General features: G+C 49.2%; 17 protein-coding genes and 4 pseudogenes. 7 read left to right on the plus strand and 14 right to left on the minus strand.

Annotation, left to right across the window (positions count from 1 at the left end; all coding sequences use genetic code 11):
• Positions 1–10: 10 nt before the first annotated feature.
• Positions 11–1,186 (minus strand): efflux RND transporter periplasmic adaptor subunit, encoded by a 1,176-nt coding sequence (locus tag IAE27_RS18685; protein WP_200092781.1) that lies wholly within the window; start codon positions 1,184–1,186, stop codon positions 11–13.
• A 335-nt stretch (positions 1,187–1,521) separates the two neighbouring features.
• Here IAE27_RS18685 and IAE27_RS18690 point away from each other — a divergent pair, with 335 nt between their 5' ends.
• Together IAE27_RS18690 and IAE27_RS18695 are read left to right on the plus strand one after the other, a co-directional pair.
• A complete protein-coding gene (locus IAE27_RS18690; protein ID WP_070557534.1) occupies positions 1,522–1,881 on the plus strand; it encodes a helix-turn-helix domain-containing protein in 360 nt (119 codons plus the stop codon).
• Positions 1,853–2,495, plus strand: a pseudogene (locus IAE27_RS18695) (transposase); the annotation flags it as partial. The gene IAE27_RS18690 and the pseudogene IAE27_RS18695, both read left to right, overlap by 29 nt.
• A gap of 923 nt (positions 2,496–3,418) precedes the next feature.
• On the opposite strand, the pseudogene IAE27_RS29985 reads toward IAE27_RS18695, so the two are convergent.
• Both IAE27_RS29985 and IAE27_RS18705 read right to left on the minus strand, forming a co-directional pair.
• A pseudogene (locus tag IAE27_RS29985) lies at positions 3,419–3,576 on the minus strand (hypothetical protein); the annotation flags it as partial.
• A gap of 208 nt (positions 3,577–3,784) precedes the next feature.
• Positions 3,785–4,192 carry a DUF4354 family protein gene (locus tag IAE27_RS18705; protein ID WP_004102423.1) on the minus strand — a complete coding sequence of 136 codons (408 nt, stop codon included), beginning with the start codon at positions 4,190–4,192 and terminating at the stop codon, positions 3,785–3,787.
• 524 nt (positions 4,193–4,716) lie between these two features.
• Between IAE27_RS18705 and IAE27_RS18710 the strand changes: the two genes are divergently transcribed.
• A complete protein-coding gene (locus tag IAE27_RS18710; protein ID WP_004102425.1) occupies positions 4,717–5,076 on the plus strand; it encodes a hypothetical protein in 360 nt (119 codons plus the stop codon).
• Between the two features lie 355 nt (positions 5,077–5,431).
• Here IAE27_RS18710 and IAE27_RS18715 read toward each other — a convergent pair whose 3' ends face one another.
• The 4 genes and pseudogenes from IAE27_RS18715 to IAE27_RS18725 all read right to left on the minus strand — a co-directional run bounded on the left by IAE27_RS18715 (position 5,432) and on the right by IAE27_RS18725 (position 7,937).
• Positions 5,432–5,785, minus strand: coding sequence for a nuclear transport factor 2 family protein (locus IAE27_RS18715; protein WP_064370137.1), 354 nt, complete (start codon positions 5,783–5,785; stop codon positions 5,432–5,434).
• A gap of 418 nt (positions 5,786–6,203) precedes the next feature.
• Positions 6,204–6,484, minus strand: a pseudogene (locus tag IAE27_RS29640) (SAM-dependent methyltransferase); the annotation flags it as partial.
• A gap of 361 nt (positions 6,485–6,845) precedes the next feature.
• Positions 6,846–7,481: a DUF421 domain-containing protein gene (locus IAE27_RS18720; protein WP_004102429.1), complete on the minus strand. Its 636-nt coding sequence runs from the start codon at positions 7,479–7,481 to the stop codon at positions 6,846–6,848.
• Between the two features lie 9 nt (positions 7,482–7,490).
• Positions 7,491–7,937: a DUF3290 domain-containing protein gene (locus tag IAE27_RS18725; RefSeq protein ID WP_004102431.1), complete on the minus strand. Its 447-nt coding sequence runs from the start codon at positions 7,935–7,937 to the stop codon at positions 7,491–7,493.
• Between the two features lie 462 nt (positions 7,938–8,399).
• Here IAE27_RS18725 and IAE27_RS18730 point away from each other — a divergent pair.
• Positions 8,400–8,591 (plus strand): annotated as a pseudogene (locus IAE27_RS18730) (colicin-like pore-forming protein); the annotation flags it as partial.
• Between the two features lie 268 nt (positions 8,592–8,859).
• On the opposite strand, the gene dcp reads toward IAE27_RS18730, so the two are convergent.
• Entirely contained in the window at positions 8,860–10,902 is a 2,043-nt protein-coding gene (gene dcp / locus IAE27_RS18735) for a peptidyl-dipeptidase Dcp (protein WP_154022515.1), read from the minus strand.
• Positions 10,903–11,074: 172 nt separating this feature from the next.
• Between dcp and ydfG the strand changes: the two genes are divergently transcribed.
• Both ydfG and IAE27_RS18745 read left to right on the plus strand, forming a co-directional pair.
• Positions 11,075–11,824, plus strand: a complete 750-nt coding sequence (ydfG, locus tag IAE27_RS18740; protein WP_004102434.1) for a bifunctional NADP-dependent 3-hydroxy acid dehydrogenase/3-hydroxypropionate dehydrogenase YdfG — start codon at positions 11,075–11,077, stop codon at positions 11,822–11,824.
• An 89-nt stretch (positions 11,825–11,913) separates the two neighbouring features.
• Positions 11,914–12,600 carry a GntR family transcriptional regulator gene (locus tag IAE27_RS18745; RefSeq protein WP_004102435.1) on the plus strand — a complete coding sequence of 229 codons (687 nt, stop codon included), beginning with the start codon at positions 11,914–11,916 and terminating at the stop codon, positions 12,598–12,600.
• 51 nt (positions 12,601–12,651) lie between these two features.
• On the opposite strand, the gene IAE27_RS18750 is transcribed toward IAE27_RS18745, so the two are convergent.
• From IAE27_RS18750 to IAE27_RS18775, 6 genes are all read right to left on the minus strand, one after another.
• Positions 12,652–13,083 carry a universal stress protein gene (locus tag IAE27_RS18750; protein ID WP_004102436.1) on the minus strand — a complete coding sequence of 144 codons (432 nt, stop codon included), beginning with the start codon at positions 13,081–13,083 and terminating at the stop codon, positions 12,652–12,654.
• Positions 13,084–13,352: 269 nt separating this feature from the next.
• The gene (locus IAE27_RS18755; RefSeq protein ID WP_154022516.1) at positions 13,353–14,816 is read right to left on the minus strand and encodes a mannitol dehydrogenase family protein; all 1,464 of its coding nucleotides are present in this window, start codon (positions 14,814–14,816) and stop codon (positions 13,353–13,355) included.
• Between the two features lie 234 nt (positions 14,817–15,050).
• Positions 15,051–16,427, minus strand: coding sequence for an MFS transporter (locus IAE27_RS18760; protein ID WP_004102438.1), 1,377 nt, complete (start codon positions 16,425–16,427; stop codon positions 15,051–15,053).
• A 43-nt stretch (positions 16,428–16,470) separates the two neighbouring features.
• Entirely contained in the window at positions 16,471–17,490 is a 1,020-nt protein-coding gene (locus IAE27_RS18765; protein WP_004113338.1) for a Zn-dependent oxidoreductase, read from the minus strand.
• A gap of 15 nt (positions 17,491–17,505) precedes the next feature.
• Entirely contained in the window at positions 17,506–18,720 is a 1,215-nt protein-coding gene (gene rspA, locus IAE27_RS18770; protein ID WP_004113339.1) for a starvation-sensing protein RspA, read from the minus strand.
• 210 nt (positions 18,721–18,930) lie between these two features.
• Complete coding sequence (locus IAE27_RS18775) at positions 18,931–19,257, minus strand: YnfA family protein (protein ID WP_004102445.1); 327 nt, start codon at positions 19,255–19,257, stop codon at positions 18,931–18,933.
• A gap of 136 nt (positions 19,258–19,393) precedes the next feature.
• Between IAE27_RS18775 and IAE27_RS18780 the strand changes: the two genes are divergently transcribed.
• Positions 19,394–19,735, plus strand: a complete 342-nt coding sequence (locus IAE27_RS18780) for a DUF1283 family protein (RefSeq protein ID WP_004102447.1) — start codon at positions 19,394–19,396, stop codon at positions 19,733–19,735.
• Positions 19,736–19,788 lie beyond the last annotated feature (53 nt).

Below are 19,788 nucleotides of genomic sequence, written 5' to 3' on the forward strand. Positions count from 1 at the left end.
AGATAGGGGATCAGTTAAGGGCGGCGCGGGTGGTCATGGCGACGGTTTTCGCGTTAACCGGCATCCCCGGCATAAACACTTTTTGTAACCCATCGACGATGACTCTATCGCCCGGATTCAGGCCTTTCTGCACGATGCGTAAACCGGCGGCCAGGCGTCCCGGCGTAATGTCGCGACGCTGCGCTTTCCCATCTTTATCAACCACATAAACATATTTGCGATCCTGATCGGTCAGCACCGCTTTATCGTCGATTAGCGTGGCGTTAAACTTAGCGCTGCCCGGCAGGCGGACGCGGGCAAACAGTCCAGGCGTGAACTGACGCTGGGCATTATCCAGCAGCGCACGCATACGGATCGTGCCGGTGCTCGGCGTTAACTGATTATCCAGAAAATCCACTTTGCCCTGATGGGGATATCCCTCTTCGCCAACCAGGCCAATTTCTACCGGTAGCGCCAGATGATTACTGGACGCGCCCTGCCCGCTGCGGGCGAGATGTTGATAGTGAAGGTAAGTGGACTCATCCACGTCAAAGTAGACGTAAACCGTCTTCTGCGATACCAGCGTGGTAAGTACGCTGGCGCTGTCGCCGGCGGTGACCAGGTTCCCGCTGGTGATCAACGCGCGGCTGGCGCGGCCATCGATAGGCGCGGTCACTTTAGTAAAGTCCAGATTAAGCTGCGCGGCGTCAACCGCCGCCTGCGCCGCGCGAATATCAGCCTGCGCCTGGGTGGCCGCCGCACGGCGCTGCTCCCACTCTTCGCGGGAGACCAGGTTGGTATTGATTAATTTATCGGTGCGGTTAGCCTCGCTTCGCGCCAGGCTAGCCTGCGTTTTGGCTCTCGCCAGCGTCGCCTGCGCTTGCTCCAGCGCGGCGCGATAGGTACGGTCATCAATGGTGAACAGCACCTCCCCCTTTTTCACTTCCTGGCCATCGACGTAGTTCACTTTATCAATGTAGCCGGAAACGCGGGGGCGAAGCTGGACGCTTTCCACCGCTTCAATCCGCCCATTAAAGCTGTCCCACTGGCTAATGGATTTCACAACCACGTCAGCGGCGCTCACCACAGGCGCTTGCGGCGCGGCGTTTTGCGCGGCCCCCTCATCGCACCCGACAAGGAGCGCGGAGAGGAGCATCGCGCCCAGCGCAGCCAGATGAACGTTACCCCAGTTTTTTTGCAGGCTCATTATTTTTATTCCGGTATGGGTAGCCGCCGGGCAAGACGCAGCGGGAGACGCCGCGCCACTTCCTTTGTCCGGACAGGCTTTAGGCTATTTGTGTCGGTCATCGCCACAAAAATGTAACAGTTGCGAATACACTATTCGCGGCGATTGTAGGAAGGCGCTAAATTTAGTGCAAGAATAATTGTTGCACTTTATGTGCTATTCCCGGCGCAGAGAAAAGCTGCAATGCTGCCAGGGTTTTAAATGCAACAATAAAACTTGCAATTAGTCTAAAAGCGATCCATTTTTAAATGCAACAAACACAAATACTTTTTGCTAAGCTGTGCGAGGGGAACCGGATGAACACTGGCGCATTCATTCACGATTTACTCGACTGGATCGACAACAATCTTGATAGCCGCCTGGATATTGAGACCGTCGCCAGGCGAGCCGGTTATTCGAAATGGCACCTGCAGCGGATATTCAAAGAGCATACCGGTTATCCTCTCGGCGAGTATATTCGCGCGCAAAAGCTGCAAAAATCGGTCGAGCGCTTAGCCCACAGCGATGAACCGATTTTGAACGTGGCGATCGCCCTCGGCTTTGACTCCCAGCAGTCCTTCAACCGCAGCTTCAAGCGTCAGTTCGGCCAGGCGCCCGGCGCATGGCGACGCAGCATCGGCAGCGCGTCTTGCCGATTACCTCAGAACCGTGGCTGACGGAAAGCTACAGGCCATTAAAACTCTCTCAATTGACATGAATGCGGGCTATATATGATTCGCGCGTATCCATTTATCCTGTGCAGTTGATAAAATAGCTGTTGACCGTTTCCACGTAGAGAAACAGCTGTGGTGGTGGTAAATAAAACCTGCCAGAATGAATATCTCCGTCTTCAGGTTGAAAGTCATCGTCAGGCCAAAAGTACCCGCGTCCTGTGGCAGTACAGCGACAGACAGATAACAAAGTCCCGGTAGGAAAAGTTGATGTGGCCGCGGAACAGATACTGCAGACAAGCCAGTGCTGGACGCTGAAAGAGCTGGCAAAAAATATCTGGGATCGCCCCTGAAACACAGAATGCAGGGATAGCGGGTTGCAGTGGTTATCGCTGGCGTCTGAATGTGCTTTACCAATGATGAAAACGCAGGACAAACCATCAAAGAACGGGTGTATGGAGTGCCGGATGCGATGTGTCAGCGGGTCTCGAAGGGAATGCAGAGGTGCTGAACAGCAAAATCAGACTGCTGAGGATAGAGGCCTGGGATATCGAAACCCGGAGCGCTTCAAACTGGGAGTTATGTGCCCTGAATATGGCGTTCTGAGTCCTACCACATGACCGGGGCGGCCCCTTATAACATATAGAAGATTTAACCCAGCGACATGTAAATATAGGTTCCGTCTATCAATTTTCTTCACTGACGTAACATATTGATGTAATGAGTAAGGTAAGTCCTAAAGTGTTCCCGGCGATAAACTGTTTGTTGGTTTTGCCAGCAGTGCGAGGATAAAATTTTGTCGCTATGGTTCTGCTTTCATAGCAAATTGCTCACCTGCAGCTCTTGCATACGGTTCGCAGGTGAGCAACCTGATTCCGCAGGGAAAATGACTTTTCCGCAGTTTGTACCGTGCATTTCTTGATATATCGGCGAACCGTTGCATAATTAAGATAATGCGCGTCGCGCCGTTCTTCACGGGATATGCCAGTAGCAGCGCTATTCAACAGGAACCGCTTCTGCAGCTCACCCCCAGTCTGACCAGGTCATCGACACCTTCAGTAATAGCGTTTTTGAATGTTATTCAACAGCTTCATGCTGTGAAGGCAGAAACACGTTTTCTCAAAAAAATCTTGAAATGAGGATTTAAGCCCATGAAATATGTATAGTTACAATGATATAGAAATAATTAAAGCCAACCTCGAGTGGATTGTTAATCAAACGACTGCGAATTCCCGGAGCCCCTCAGTTTCCGATCGCAAAACGCTCAACAGCCTTCAGGAGCTCATACAGAGCTATGAAGGGCTACTTGAGTTAATCATCCAGTATGGAATTGCTGTAGTAGATAAGGAAATCATCGAAGGGCTGTCCCTTACGGAGAAGTTTATTGCTAAGGTTAAATCGAATGCGCATGCATTTTAGCCCCCCAACAGAATCTCCAGGCCAATATTGATGCGTTTAAGGGTTGATGCTGGAGAAGAAAAAGAACAGAAAACCGGGCTCTGGCACCCGGTTCTCGATGAATCGACAAAGCGCTCGACGAACCTCAGCCCGCGGTTTTCCGGCACCACTCAATATCCGGATCCTGCCCGCGTCGCTGGCGATAACGCTCAGCTAAATCAGATCAGTCCTGTTGCCGCGAGACAGCACCGCCTCGCGCAAGCGCTGGCCGTTTTCTCGCGTTAAACCGCCCTGCTCAACGAATCACCGGCAGCCCTGGTTCACTATCTGCTTAATCCAGTCGGTTAACCCGGAAGCCCGCCGCATGCTTATACTTTGCTGACGAGGAAAAGGAAGGATAAAAAAGGGAGAGCAATCTGTTTTGCTTTAATTATTTATATTAAAGAAAAACAGGCCGCTAAAGGTAAATCCCCTGACCTGTTTATCCGACATTAATAATCCTAAAAAAGAGTTATTTACACTGGGAACCTAAACCAAGTTTGACATAAGGTAATGACAGCATATCGGGTTCAGTACTGGAAAAGTAAATGACGCCAGTGCGGGACTCTCCTGGCTTATATGGGGATAAAAGTTCTAACTGTATCCCATGCCCCATTAAGGTTTTCCCCATATTATCATCGAGGTAAAAACACATTTTATTATCTTTACCAGGAACCAAAGGTTCACTGGAGTTGTTGTTAACCGTAACCTGATATGATAGCAAATGCTCAGCTTTCCCCGTCACGCTGTTCCATACACTTCCGGCCCCCTCTTTCTGTGCATAGACAGTGACGTCTGGGGACTTAACGGCGGAAATCGCCTGACCGGCGGCCATTAAAGATAGAAACAGACTAAAAATTTTAATTTTCCTGGAGAACATTATAATCCCTCACGCTAAAAACTTAAGAACAGGTACTAACATGACAACACAGCAAGGTTAAGTCACACTCATGCTATTTACAATACATTTATCGCTTATTTCATCCCTTTAGCTTAAATCTTATAAAAACTCACATTTTGATGTGGGCGCACATCACACAGAACATTTAAATAAGAAAAGAGGGAAGTTTGATATTTTATTATAAAGCATGAGATGACTGCCTGCTTTTGTAACAAAATGTATTAGCCATTGAATTACGGAACTCACCAGTTAAATTATAAACATGGAAATCAGTATCTGACTAAGTAAAAACCATCATTGATTGTGACCTGCCCCATATATTTTTATTCAATGGATGATAAACATAACAAATATAAGAATTGACAACCACGGATGTTATTTAAATTTGCTTTTTTAAATAACACAATTACAACAATTGATAATATCAAGATACTAAAGGTAAACATTTGCATAGTTATTTTTTGCGGCTTACCCTAAAGCCTCATATCAGGAGTTTATTCCCAATGAAGATATCATTATTAGCATTTATATTTATCACCCTGACCGGCTGTGTGGACCCCGGCCTTGTCGGGATACATCCAGAATTACGCACGAGTTATTTTAATGGTTATAAAAATGAAGTCGCGTCATGCTTACAATCCGCAGCGGTGAACAACGACTTATTGATGCAACAGGATGACTCGCTGCCAGACGGTTCCTATAGATATAACATTCTGGACGCAGGAGGAAACACCGTAGCATGGGTTGATATAGCAGATTTTAGCGGAAAGCAAAGCACCGTAAGTTTTTATTATGCCCGCCATAACAAGGATATGTATGAAGCTATTTCATCAATAATTGCACAGTGTAAAAGGGTGTCTTAAGGATAAAAATTGATTTTGGGGAAGAAAAATCTGCCTCGACAATCCCCCACGCATGACCATTCCCGCCGGGCGTTTTGATGTCCCTACGGTTACCGTCGGCAACGGATCCGTTACTTGCTGCCCGGTAGCTCCGGTTCGGAATTTGGTCAGTTATCGTTGGGGCACCATAGTCGCAGGCGCGCAGCTCGCGATAATCAATGCCATAACCCGGCCAGCAATCTCGTTCCACTTAAAATTAGGCTATGTTTTAATACAGAGTTGATATTATAACAATTTATAAAGGGAAGTTATTACACTTCCCTTAACGAAAATTTTAAGAAATTTGCAAACTATTCACATAGGGTAAATATTTATTTTATTCAATAGGTAAATTGCGCAATTTCAAGAAAGATAGCTTATCCCAGTAGCCTCTTTGAAATAAAATTTTATTATTTACTATTTGAAAAAAACCGCAACCTCTCAAACCGAATGGGTCACGCCACTCTAAAATTGCCCATTGCCCATCTTCGAAAATGTTTTCAACGATACAAACCATTTGTGCGTAAGAAAAATCTTGTTCAAACATTTTCTTTATAGCCTCTTTCCCAACAACTGGCTCATTGGCAACCTGATGGTTTATTGCATTATCATCATATAATTCTGAGATGGTTTCTATATCTGCATTATTAAATGCGTCAACCCATTGGCAAAGTACTTCTTTTGGCTTCATATACTTTAACTCCTCGGTATGTGATAATTTTTATTTTAATTTGCAATATAAAAAATCTAATTTCATTAATGCATACTACTTTTACAATTAATTTCAAGACAATGTATACATTAAACGCATACAGGTTCTCGAGCTTTAAAATCCATTGCTCTTGCAAAAGCACGGAATATATTGCATTGAACTACTTGATCTATTTTTGAACCTAATACGAGCATTTCTTTTTAATATCAAAGCAACGGCTCTTGTTGAGATACTGATGGTTTTTAACTATCTGAAATCAAAGATTTAACATTTGCCATAATATGGCCTCTAAATCTTTAAATATACTATTATTATGGTATATCACCAAAAACTATCAACTTCAACATTTATTTAAAACCAGGCCAAAAATTAAAACACCATGAGGATTCAGTACTCAAAATGCCTCGCTAACGCCAGCGCGTAGATCATCTCCTCAGTTGTCTCTATCCAGCTTTCCATATTTTTTTACCGTGCCATCCGTTTAGTCCGATACGTTCGAGATGTGGGGGATCAAAAACCACCACAGAAAACGATGAAGCATCAAAAAGGTAACCTGCGAAAATCGGCGATAATATCGAGGATTATAACCAACTGTCGGCCATCACAAAGGGTATGCCGCTCGGCATGGATATCGCTGAATACGGCGCGCTCGTCATGTTCAGGGAGGCACAACAACATGGCCCTTTGTGTTCAAAACCCCATGCTGATGGCGATAGTCACCATACAAAGACGCGGCGATCTCACCAAAATGAAGTTCTCTGATAAGCGGGGAAGATAATTGCAAATGGCGTTCTGTCAGCAGACCATTTCACCTGGCGCCCTGTTCGCACGGTTAGTAACATGAAAAAAAGGCCAGAACTGATGATGCTACCAATAGCCTATAGCTTTGAAAACGTCCGCTATACGTCAGAAGCGGATGGTGATGCTAAAGACCTGAGATAGAGGTACACCAGAAATGGCAGTCTCCTGATACTTACCCCTCTACAAAAAATCACCAATATCAGTTGGATGCTGATAACAAGGGCATTGGTTTTGGGTTTTATTTTTCATATCCGTATAAATTGATTCTACCTGATAAATACTCACCTAAATACACTTCACTGATTTTATTGAAGCCTTGCTTTATAACTTCATTTTCTAACCAGTCACTATTCTTGTTAAGGATTTCGAGCAGATCATGGTTGGCCAAACCATCCACTATGATTGGATAACGTATATTTTCATCACCATTTTGTATAATGGTTAACTGACCATTTTGTTCAAGTATCACTCGTTTAAGCTGTTCTATTTCATAAATACCACTTGCTCTTAATTTGAACATCAAATCATTAGCTGAAACACCATTGCGTAAACATTCCTTAACATTAACACTTCCATTATGAACCAAAGTAATAGGCTTTCCATCAAGAATTCTTTTTACTAACCGATTATTTTCTTTTAAAAACTTAAGAACAAAAACCAGAAAAGTCCATATAATTAATACCAGAACAAATTGTAGTACTGTTATTGATTCATTGTAAATTACGCCACCAATAATCCCCCCCAGCACATAGTTCTGAACCTGATCCATTGCGGATGAAGGGGCCAGATTTCCCTTTCCCATGAGATTTATTTGAACAATTAAGCACAGTATTCCCAGTCCCAACTTTATTATGATAGGTGTATAAATTATCATTTCTATTCCTCAGTTTTTCACGATTTCAACATCTGGGGTTACTAACGAAACCTCTACCAGACTGTATGTTTTTTGATCCAGACTTAAGTTGACACGATAATAAAAATCATTAATTTTAACGATAATGCCATCCGAAAGTTGTACTGAACTGGAGAATATAGAATTAACACTCACTTTTTTTTCTTGTGACAACAACCTAATAAAGTTGACCATTTGTGATGACCTGGAGTGTATATTTTGGCTATCGGTATAATCTGCATACTGAACACCAGAAATGAAGAGTAAAAATAAGAACGCAATGATCGTTAAGTCACGGTATTTAGTTTGTAAACGATGGCGCATATACAGGCTAAAAACAACGATCAGGATAAATAATGTACTAAATATAATAATGTATTTTAAATAATCATTGATATTAGACTGCATTTGTAGATAATCGATGCCATAAAATCTCATAAATTTATAATCCCTAAACCTTCAATACCCCATTTTCGTTATAGTAACGCATAGCCTCTTACAGCCATGATGTTACTTAACAACCTGTAATTATCAGCCATCAGCTGCAATTTGTCATTATCTTTTAAGCCGTAAGTGGAGCATTGATGGATTAAGTATCTGCATATGGGGGGTGTTGGCTCATGGAGCATTCTTATTTGGAATGAACAACTTAATCAAAGGTTCAAGCGCGCAGCCGAAGGATCTTCAAAATTGACTATCCATTTTGCAGTGATCTTCACAAATAAGTCTGGGACTCCCTGCTGAAAGCCTTGTGCCGGAAATGAACATTTTGAGGCTATTGATGTAAGTATCCCGCATAATCGTGCCATTCACATTTAGAGATCCTCCGCCATAATCAGTCGGCCAACAAGTTTGCCGACCTGTACCTTGAGAACCGGGCGCTGAGTTGAGACTGATAACTGGCATCCTTTCTTTGTTAAAGTGCAGACAATCGCTATCGATTTTGCCGCCACGCATCTCGCAGCATTAGCTTTTGCCGCCGTTTTGTCTGGTCCGGTAGGAGTGCTGGGATGTGGCTTAATTATGGCTGGAATTGGTGCTATCGTTAACGATACCATCGTAGAAGAAGCTAACAAAATTATCGCTATTTAACACCAATTTAGTTTTGTAACTAATACAAAGCTATTATTATTTTATAATGGCTTCCTTCGATTGCAGAACTCTGCAAGCGATGCCAAAGGAATCGCGGATAAGAAATCAAATATATAATACAAAGTCAATTTATAGGTTTCAGTGGCATCAAATGGGCCATGCCTCATGATATTTTGGGGAAAAGTTTTGGCGGGATTTTGGGGAAGAAAAAATTGGACAAAAAACCGGGCGCTGCGCCCGGTCTTATTCTGCTCTAAATAACGCTCGACTAACTCAGCCCGCGGTTTTCCAGCATCGGCTCAATCTGCGGATCGTGTCCGCGCCACTGGCGATAAAGTTCTGCTAAATCAGTACTATTGCCGCGAGACAAAATCGCTTCGCGGAAACGCTGGCCGTTTTCACGGGTTAAACCATCCTGCTCAACGAACCACTGGTAGCCGTCGTCCGCCAGCATCTGCGTCCACAGATAGGCGTAATAACCCGCGGCGTAGCCGCCGCCGAAAATATGCGAGAAGTAGCTGCTACGATAGCGTGGCGGCACGGCGGGAAGATCCATTTTCTCCGCATGCAGGGCTGCGGCTTCAAAAGTATCAACGTCATCGGGTAGCTTATCCACGGCTACGCTGTGCCAGTGCATATCCAGCAGCGCCGCCGCGAGCAGCTCACTCATATCGTAGCCTTTATTAAACTTCGCCGCGCGGAACATGCTGTCGCGAAGCGCTGCCGGCATGGCCTCGCCGGTTTGGTAATGCCGCGCATAGTGGGCAAACACCTGCGGCTCGCTGGCCCAATGTTCATAAATTTGCGAAGGAAACTCAACAAAATCGCGTGGCGTATTGGTTCCCGACAGGCTGGCGTACTTCTGGCTGGCAAACAGCCCGTGCAGCGTATGGCCAAACTCGTGAAATAAAGTGATAACTTCATCCCAGGAAAGCAACGCGCTGTGCCCGGCTTTCGGTTTCTGATAGTTACAGACGTTGTAGATAACCGGATGCTGCGCACGCAGGGTGGATTGTTCGACAAATACGCCCATCCACGCCCCGCCGCTTTTGCTATCCCGCGAGAAATAGTCGCCATAAAAAAGTGCGATACCCTCGCCACTAGCGTCGATGATTTCCCAGACCCGCACGTCAGGGTGATAAACCGGGATATCGAATCGTTCCACAAAGCGAATGCCAAACAGCTGTGTCGCTGCCCAGAATACGCCATCACGCAGAACGCGCTCGAGAGCAAAATAGGGCTTAAGCTGTGCTTCATCGATAGCAAATTTCGCCCGGCGCACCTGTTCTGCGTAATAGAGCCAGTCCCACGCTGCCGCGCGGAAGTCGCCGCCTTCCTGATCGATAACCTGCTGAATATCCGCCAGCTCCTGTTCGGCTCGCGCCCGCGCCGCCGGAGCGATTCGCCGCATAAAGGCAAACGCCTCTGCCGGGGCGCCCGCCATCTGATCGGCCATCGACCAGCTGGCAAAGTCATCTGCGCCCAGCAGTTGCGCTTTGCGCGCGCGGATTGCCGTCAACCGCAGCACCAGCTCGCGTGTGTCATTCGCATCGCCCTTCTGATTTCGCGTCCAGCCAGCTGCAAAAAGATTTTCTCGCGTTTGCCGATCCTGCAACGAAAGCAGCGCAGGCTGCTGGGTGGTATTGAGCAGAGAAAGCAGCCAGCGTCCGCTTAACCCTTTCTCCTGCGCGGCTTCTGCCGCTGCGCTTATCTCATCATCGCTGAGACCTGTGAGCTGATGAACATAATCCACCGCCAGGCCACCCGATTTTACCGCCGCCAGCAGGCGCTGTTGGAACTGGCTTTGCAGCGCCGCCGCTTCGGTATTCAGCGCGCGCAGCGCCGCTTTTTGCTCTTCCGCAAGCGTGGCTCCCGCAAGGGTAAAGCGTTGCCAGGTTATCTCAAGGAGACGTCTGGACTCGGCGTCAAGGGAGAGCGATTCTCGCCGCTCCCACACCAGCTTCACCCGCTGAAAAAGAGCATCGTTGAGCCAGATATCGTTAGCCAGTTCAGCCAGCTCGGCGGAAAACTGCTCATCGAGGGCCTGAATGGTCGGGTTAGTCTCCGCGCCTGCCATCGCAAAAAAGACGTTGGTTACCCGCGCCAGCAGCTGACCGCTCTGCTCCAGGGCCTCCAGGGTATTGGCAAAATCAGCCGGCTGCGGGTTATTAACGATAGCGGCAATTTCTTTACGCTGGCGACGAACGCCTTCGTCGAAGGCAGGTCGGTAATGGCTGACGTCAACCAGATCGAAACGCGGCGCCTGATAAGGCAGCAGGCTAACGCTGAAAAAAGGATTGTTCTCCGACATCTTCATCTCCTGAAAACGATTATCCTGTAAGATTAGGCAACTCATTGATTGACCGCAATCAATACTCTGTGTATCGCCGCGATCGACAACGTCTGACTGATGATTTCCATTACCCGTCGCCGGGATCGCGTGCTATGGTATGAAGACACAAAAAGCGTTGAGGAACAGTAAGATGATTATCCTGGTTACCGGAGCAACCGCGGGTTTTGGTGAAAGCATTACTCGCCGTTTTATCGCTAACGGTCACAAAGTGATTGCCACCGGGCGTCGCGAAGAACGCCTGAAAACTCTTAAGGATGAGCTGGGCGAGAATCTTTATACCGCCCAGTTGGACGTACGCAATCGCGCAGCCATCGAAGAGATGATTGCCGGGCTTCCGGCTGACTGGCAGGCGATTGATGTTCTCGTCAATAATGCCGGGCTTGCGCTGGGTCTTGAACCCGCCCATAAAGCCAGCATTGAAGACTGGGAAGACATGATTGACACCAATAACAAAGGGCTGGTTTATATGACCCGCGCCGTTCTGCCGGGAATGGTTGAACGTAATCGCGGCCATATCATTAACATCGGCTCGGTCGCCGGCGCGTGGCCATATGCAGGCGGTAACGTCTACGGCGCGACCAAAGCGTTTGTGCGCCAGTTCAGCCTGAACCTGCGTACAGACCTGCACGGTACGGCCCTGCGCGTGACCGATATTGAACCGGGCCTGGTTGGCGGAACCGAATTCTCTAACGTGCGCTTTAAAGGTGACGACGCGAAGGCGGGTAAAGCCTACGAGAATACCGAAGCCCTGACGCCGGAAGACGTCACCGAAGCGGTCTGGTGGGTCGCGAACCTGCCAAAACACGTCAACATCAACACCCTGGAAATGATGCCGGTCAGCCAAAGTTTTGCCGGACTGAACGTTCACCGTCAGGGCTAAGCTCCGTGACCCGGCCTGCAGGCCGGGTCTGGGCTGGACGGTAAAAATCCCGTAAAATAGCGCAACTACCTTATAAAAAGTAACCATCAATGGCCGCAGAAGCTCAACTGAATCCGACACAGCCCGTAAATCAGCAAATTTATCGTATCCTTCGTCGGGATATCGTCCATTGTTTGATTCCGCCCGGGACCCCGCTTTCGGAGAAAGAAGTCTCCGTGCGCTTTGACGTTTCTCGCCAGCCGGTGCGCGAAGCCTTTATAAAACTGGCTGAAAATGGCCTGATCCAGATCCGTCCGCAGCGCGGCAGCTACGTAAATAAGATCTCTCTCTCGCAGGTACGCAACGGTTGTTTTGTCCGCCAGGCTATCGAATGCGCCGTGGTGCGGCGCGCTGCCGGAATGGTGAATGATGAGCAGCTCTACCAGCTTGAGCAAAATCTTAATCAGCAGCGCACGGCGGTTGAGCGCCAGCAGTTAACCGATTTTTTCCAGCTGGATGATGAGTTTCATCAGAAGCTTTCGCAAATTGCCGACTGCCAGCTCGCCTGGGATACCGTTGAAAACATTAAAGCCACCATTGACCGGGTGCGCTACATGAGCCTCGATCACGTCACTCCTCCCGATATGATGCTGCGCCAGCATTATGATATTTTCCAGCCGCTGGTGGCCCGCAACCCGGATGCGGTTGAAAAGGCGATGAGCCTGCATCTGCAAGAAATTAGCGAATCCGTGCTGCTGGTACGTCAGGAAAATAGCGACTGGTTTAGCGAAGAGTAAAATGCGTAGCGGCAGAGCGTTTCTCTGCCGCCAGAAACAAAATGATCGGTATTATCTGACAACCAAAACCGGTATTTTGGCGTGGCGTAAAATCGACTCGGCGTTAGAGCCCAACAGATGGGTTGATATTCCCGGTTTACGGGAGCCAATAACGATAACATCAAATTCTTCATTACTGCTCACCGCCAGGATTTCATCACGTACGTTGCCAAACACCACTCTGGAGTGAATTCGCCCGGCGGGAATCGAGAACAGACGGGATATCGTCTTCATTTTTTTCTCCGACTCCTCGCGCATATAGGCTTCAAACTTACGTATATCAGCCGCAAAGCCGCGCAATATTGAGCTACTGCTGTTCGGCAGAACGTTGAGCAGCGTTATTTCACCTTCATCCGCTGAGGCCAAAAACTCGGCATGACGCACCGCCTTATCACTTAAATCCATTTCAAAAACGTCTACTGGCAACAAAATTTTTTTGTACATAGACCGTTCTCCTTTTTTTCTGAGGAAACTTAGTAAGTTAACTCATCATGCCATAGTTACTTCAGCAGGTGAATGATAAATCACCCAAATAAATACTTTAGAGATTAAAATAAACGCCAATTATTTATACTTAACTGTTGTTAGATAAAGTTATGTATATTCAACGATCTGGATCAAGATTTATTATTTAAACAGCCCTGCCTGAACATAAAAATAGTGTTCAGAAATGGTATGTAACAGTAATGCCGCCATCATCGGCGGCACCATGTTTAGTTCTCCTGAGCCCAGGCGGCAACGGTCGCTTTGGCTCCGTGTTTTTTCAGCGACAGATAAGCGCGCGTGACCTCATTAACAAACCGGGGCTCCTGGCTCAGGTCCTGGCCGAAAATAGCCTCAATGCCCATCAGCGCTTTAACCCGCTCTTCTCCGTCCGCGCTATTTTGGACAGTCTGCTGGATGATCGGCAATAGCGGATCGGAAATTTCAATTTCCTGCCCCCGGTCGTCCACCCCGCTGACGTAGCGCATCCAGCCGGCAACGCCCATCGCCAGCAGCGTAAAGTCGCTGCCATGAGCCAGGTGCCAGCGAATCGAATCCAGCATCCGCTGCGGTAGCTTCTGACTGCCGTCCATGGCTATCTGCCAGGTACGGTGCTGCAGCGCCGGGTTGCTATAGCGATCGATCAACAGGCCGGCATAGCGTGCCAGATCAACGCCCTGCACGCTTAGCGTCGGCGCCTGCTCAGTCATCATCAGCGCATGCGCGGCGCGGCGATAGTTGTCGTCCAGCATACAGTCATTAATATGCTGGTAGCCGGCCAGATAGCCCAGCCAGGCAAGGAAAGAGTGGCTGCCGTTTAGCATACGCAGCTTCATCTCTTCAAACGGCAGCACGTCAGAGACCAGTTCGGCGCCGGCTTTCTCCCATTCTGGACGCCCGGCGACAAAGTTATCTTCGATGACCCACTGGCGAAACGGCTCACAGGCGACGCCCGCCGGGTCACGAACGCCGGTAAGTTGCTCAATTTTCTCTAATGTATCGGCCGTTACCGCCGGAACGATGCGGTCCACCATAGTGGAGGGAAAAGTGACATTACGCGCAATCCACTCGGCTAACTCAGCATCGACAGCGTTAGCATAGGCGCAGACGACATTACGCATTACGTGACCGTTTTCCGGCATATTATCGCAGGACATGACGCTGAACGGCGGCAGTCCTGCTGCTTTGCGCCGCGCCAGCGCTTCAACCACCACGCCCGGCGCGGATTTCGGTTGATGAGGATGTTGTAAATCGGCAGCAATTAGCGGATGGTCCAGCTGCAGCTGGCCGCTGGCCGGAGAGTGGCAGTAGCCCTTTTCAGTAATGGTCAGTGACACAATCGCGACCTCGGGCTCGCACATTTTCGCCAGTACGCTTTCCAGGCCATCCACCTGGGCATGTATCGCCTGCTTAACCACGCCAACAACGCGAGCGGTCCAGGCATCGGCCGACATTTCCGCGACGGTATAAAGTAAATCCTGCTGCTGCAGGTCGGCAATCTGCTGTTCGCCGCCGATCAGGTTTACCTCAATATAACCCCAGTCGCTGTCGTGCTCCGTCGCCAGAATATCTGTATATACGGCCTGATGCGCGCGATGAAATGCGCCAAAGCCCAGATGGACAATGCGCGGAACGAGACGGTTACGATCGTAGGATGGCAGCGTGGCATGCGCTGTTAAAAGCATATTTTCCATGGTGGCTCTCATATTTATGATTTCTGGATCCCCACATGAAGTGAGAATGGGCTGTTGATATAAACCCTCTCATGCAACCGGTATGATATCCTTGACCTTTATCAACTACCATACAAGACAGAGTGGGTTATTTACCGTGCTATTTCAGGCACTAAAAGCGTGAAAAATGCCGGGCTAAAGGCCCGGCAGATTGTTATTTTTGGCTATCATCATTCGGTGCGGAGTTTATGCTGCTTAAATATATTGCCCGTTGCCCACCGCTTTATTCTGCGGTGCGCAATCCGCTGCATCATTCAGCAAGCTCAGATCGCGATCGCGAACTTCAGGCATCAGGATGGCAGAAATTAAGCCGATGATTGAGTAGCACACCAGCATAACAACAATGGGCATCCATGAACCGGTCATATTACAGAAGATACCGGCCAGAACAGGACCAAAGCCAACCGCGACTAAACCACCCGCCTCTTTAGAGATTGCCATGCGGGTAAAGCGGTTACGTGAGCCGAATATTTCAGCCATCGTAATATTTTCCAGCGCAAACAGGCCTAATACAGCGACGTTATGAATGACGATTAATGACGCCATAATGGTGCTCGCGCTGTAGCTTTTATCAACAATAATCGACAGCATCGGCCAGGCCAGAATAATGGCTGAAATATTGATGATAATATAAGGGATGCGGCGCCCTACTTTATCTGACAACCAGCCCAGGAATGGAATGGTGATAAAACCAATCACGGAGCTGATCATTAGCGCATCGGTGGGGATACCTTTATCAAACATTAAGGTTTGAACCAGATAGCCCGCCAGGAACGTTTGCAACAGCCCTGAATTTCCGGCCTGCCCAAAGCGCAGCCCCGTGGCCAGCCAGAAAGACTTACTTTTCAGCATTGCGCTGAAGGAGCCTTCCTGAGCGGCCACTCCATTTTGCAGACTGCCTTCTTCACTCACCTTTTCAAATACCGGGCTTTCTTTCAGATTGAGGCGCAGCCAGATGGCAAAGATCATCACCACTACGCTGGCGAGGAACGGCACACGCCATCCCCACGCGACGAGCTGTTCGCGATCCAGCACGAAGAACATCACCGCCCAGATAGCCGTAGCGCTTAAGGTACCGCAGTTGGTTCCCATCGCTACCAGCGAAGAGATAATTCCGCGCTTACCTTTCGGCGCATATTCCGCAAGCATGGTGCCCGCACCGGATATTTCAGCGCCCGCGCCCAGTCCCTGAATAATGCGTAATGTGACCAGCAATACCGGCGCTAAAATCCCCACCTGCGCATAGGTTGGCAGCACGCCAATGAGCGTAGTGCAAATACCCATCATCGTGATGGTAATAAACAGGACTTTCTTACGCCCAATACGGTCGCCCATTTTACCGAAAATAAAGGCGCCGACGATGCGAGCAATATAGCCTGCGCCGTAGGTGCCCATCGCCAGAATAAGCGCCATAGCGGCAGATTGCTCCGGGAAAAATATCTCGTGGAAAACCAGCGCTGCGCCCAGGGAATAGAGCTGGAAATCCATAAACTCCAGTGCAGTACCTAACCAACCAGATACGGCTGCACGAATGAGATCGGAAGTGGTTCTCTCATTTTTAACGGTAGTCATAATGATTATCTCTAATTGTAGGGTACAAAGTCCGCACCTGTTATTATTGCCCGAAGGTTAATAAAACCTTACAGCAACGTTTTCTGTCATTTTCAAAAAGCTCAAGAGCGTCAACAACGTGTTGATACGCAAATTCGTGGGTAATCAACTCCTGCGGATCAATTAACCCTTGTTCTAACCAATCAATGACCACGGGGAATTTATTGGCGTTAAGCCGCGATGAGAAAATCGACAGTTCTTTCCCCGTAATTCCTTGCTGCGCCACCTGCGAAGGCTCAGTCGAGAAGCCCATCAAGACAATTCTCGCCGCCGGCGAGGCCAGGGTAACCGCCTCTTGTAAAATAGAGGGATGGCAGGCCGCATCAATGATCAGCGTCGGAAGGATCCCCTGCGCCTTCAGCGTGTCAGCCAGAGGCTCATTGCTGTTGTTAATTACCCAATCCGCTCCGTTACGCTCGGCCATCTGCAGGCGTTCATCAATGCGGTCGACAACGATAACCTGCTTAACGCGGTACACCCGCTTCAGCACCTGTATGGTCGTCAGGCCCATAGGACCCGCCCCGTATACCAGCGCAATATCCTGGTCGGTCGGCGAAACGTGCCCGGTAACGTTGGCCGCAATAGTGAAAGGCTCAATCATCACCGCATCCTTGTCGGAAACGTTGTCAGGCACCCGCCAGGCATTTTTCGCCGGCACCACCGCGTATTCGCTAAACCCCCCGTCCCGATGCACGCCAAGCACCACTAACGAAGTGCAGACGTTCGGCTTGCCCACGGAACAAGGGTAGCAATGACCGCAGCTAATGACCGGATCAACGCTCACGCGCTGGCCGATGGCTTTATCGGTAACGCCCTCGCCAATGGCGTCGATAACGCCAAAAAATTCATGGCCTATCACCCGCGGGTATTTGGCAAACGGATTATGACCACGGTAAATATGGCTATCGGAACCGCATATTCCCGCCAGTTTCACCTTAACCCGTACTTCTCCTGCGGCAGGTTGCGGGAGCGGACGCTCTTCAATCACCAGTTCATTCGGCTGACGAATTACGATACTTTTCATTTGTTATTTCCTTCGTTACCAGTTCCACAACGTGCCGTCTTCCAGACGTGCGACAGGCAGATAAGCCGGTTCATAGGGGTATTTCGCGGCGAGTTTTTCATCAAATTCGATACCGAGTCCCGGTTTTTCCCCCGGGTGCATATAGCCGTTATCAAATGTCCAGCTATGCGGGAAAACTTCCAGCATCTGCTCGGAGTAGCCCATATATTCCTGTACGCCGAAATTCGGTACCCACAGGTCGAAATGCAGCGCGGCGGCCATGCAGACCGGAGAGAGATCGGACGGCCCGTGCGAGCCGGTGCGCACCTGATAAAGCGAGGCGAAATCGGCAATCCGGCGCATTCCTGTAATCCCGCCAGCGTGAGTGATGGTGGTACGGATATAGTCAATCAGCTGCTCTTCAATCAGCTGTTTACAGTCCCAGATGCTGTTGAACACTTCTCCAACGGCAATCGGCGTGACGGTATGCTGACGAATTAAACGGAAGCACTCCTGGTTTTCTGCCGGGGTCGGGTCTTCCATCCAGAACAGGCGGTACTCTTCAATGCTTTTGCCAAAACGCGCCGCTTCGATCGGCGTCAGGCGGTGGTGCATGTCGTGCAGCAGATGCTCGTCAAAACCGAACTTTTCGCGCACGGCGGCAAACAGGCGTGGAGTGAAATCGAGATACTTTTCGGTGGACCATAGCTGTTCTTCCGGCCACTGGCCTTTCGTTGCCGGTTCGTAGGCCTGACCTTTACCTTTCGCCATACCGTAAGTGGTTTTCATTCCCGGCACGCCGCACTGCACGCGAATCGCTTTAAACCCCATCTCTTTATGGCGCGCGTAGTCGTCCAGCACTTCGTCAATAGAGTGGCCGGTGGTATGGCAATAAACCATGACCCCTTCCCGCGAAGCCCCGCCCAGCAGCTGATACAGCGGCATACCCGCAGCCTTCGCTTTGATATCCCACAGCGCCATATCGATAGCGGAAATCGCCGACATCGTGACCGGGCCGCGACGCCAGTAGGCGCCCTTGTAGAAAAACTGCCAGATATCTTCTATGCGGTGCGCATCGCGGCCAATCAGCTGCGGGCAGAGGTGATCCCGCAGATACGATGCAACGGACAGCTCGCGGCCGTTTAGCGTCGCGTCACCTAAACCGACGATACCGTCATCAGTGGTGATCTTAAGGGTGACGAAGTTGCGTCCCGGGCAGGTGACGAAAACTTCAGCGGCAACGATCTTCATTTCTTCTTCCTTACTTCTATGCGGTTAGTGAACAAAATTAAAACATCAGACCTACTACCATACAAGTATAACGATCGAAAAAGACGCGACAGATCACATTATCTCAGCGCGGTCAGGGAGGGTATAAACGGAGAAGGAATGGGCTAATGCACAAGACAAAGAGGCCGGGATAGCGGTATTTACCCCGGCTTTTTTAACAGAAAAGAAGGGCTAAGCGCGTCCCCAGCCAGCCACAATAATCAGCATGCCGCACAGCGCAACCAGCGCCCCGGCCCAATCATAATGGCTCAGTTTGACGCCATCGACGAAACGCAACCATAGCAGAGCGGTGCAAACATATACCCCGCCATAAGCGGCGTACACCCGTCCACTCGCCTCCGGGTGCAGCGTCAACAGCCAGACAAAAAGCGCCAACGCCAGGCCGGTCGGAATCAGTAGCCAGGGCGTCGCCCCACGTTTTAACCATAGCCACGGTAAATAGCAGCCAATGATTTCGCACAGCGCGGTGGCAAAGAAAAGCAGCGTGGTTTTTACCATTTAAAACGTCGTAAGTTGAGCAAGCGTTAACTCATTCTACGCAATAATGGCCGTCGTTAACTCTATTTTGTCGGGTATGCCGTCGAAAGGAGATGTAGTAAACTCACACCACGGGGATCACTTAAAGGAAATCGTGATGAACACAACACTGAACAAACGCTGGTGTCTGACCGCCCTGCTGGCGCTGAGCGCGATGGTCTTTACCGCATCGTCGTTCGCCAAAACGGACAAGCTGGTCATTGAGTCCGGCGACAGCGCCCAGAGCCGCCAGCAGGCCGCGATGGAAAAAGAGCAGTGGAACGACACCCGCTCTTTACGCCAGAAGGTCAACAAGCGCGCCGAAAAAGAGTGGGATAAAGCCGACGTGGCTTTTGATGCCCAGGACAACTGCCAGAAGAGCGCGAACGTCAACGCGTACTGGGAACCTAACACCCTGCGCTGCCTTGACCGCCGCACTGGCCGCACTATTACTCCGTAATGTATGGCGCCTGCGGGCGCCATAATCAGTAAAACTTCGCTATAACACACAGG

Source organism: Klebsiella sp. S69 (assembly GCF_016516145.1).
GTDB lineage: Bacteria > Pseudomonadota > Gammaproteobacteria > Enterobacterales > Enterobacteriaceae > Klebsiella > Klebsiella oxytoca.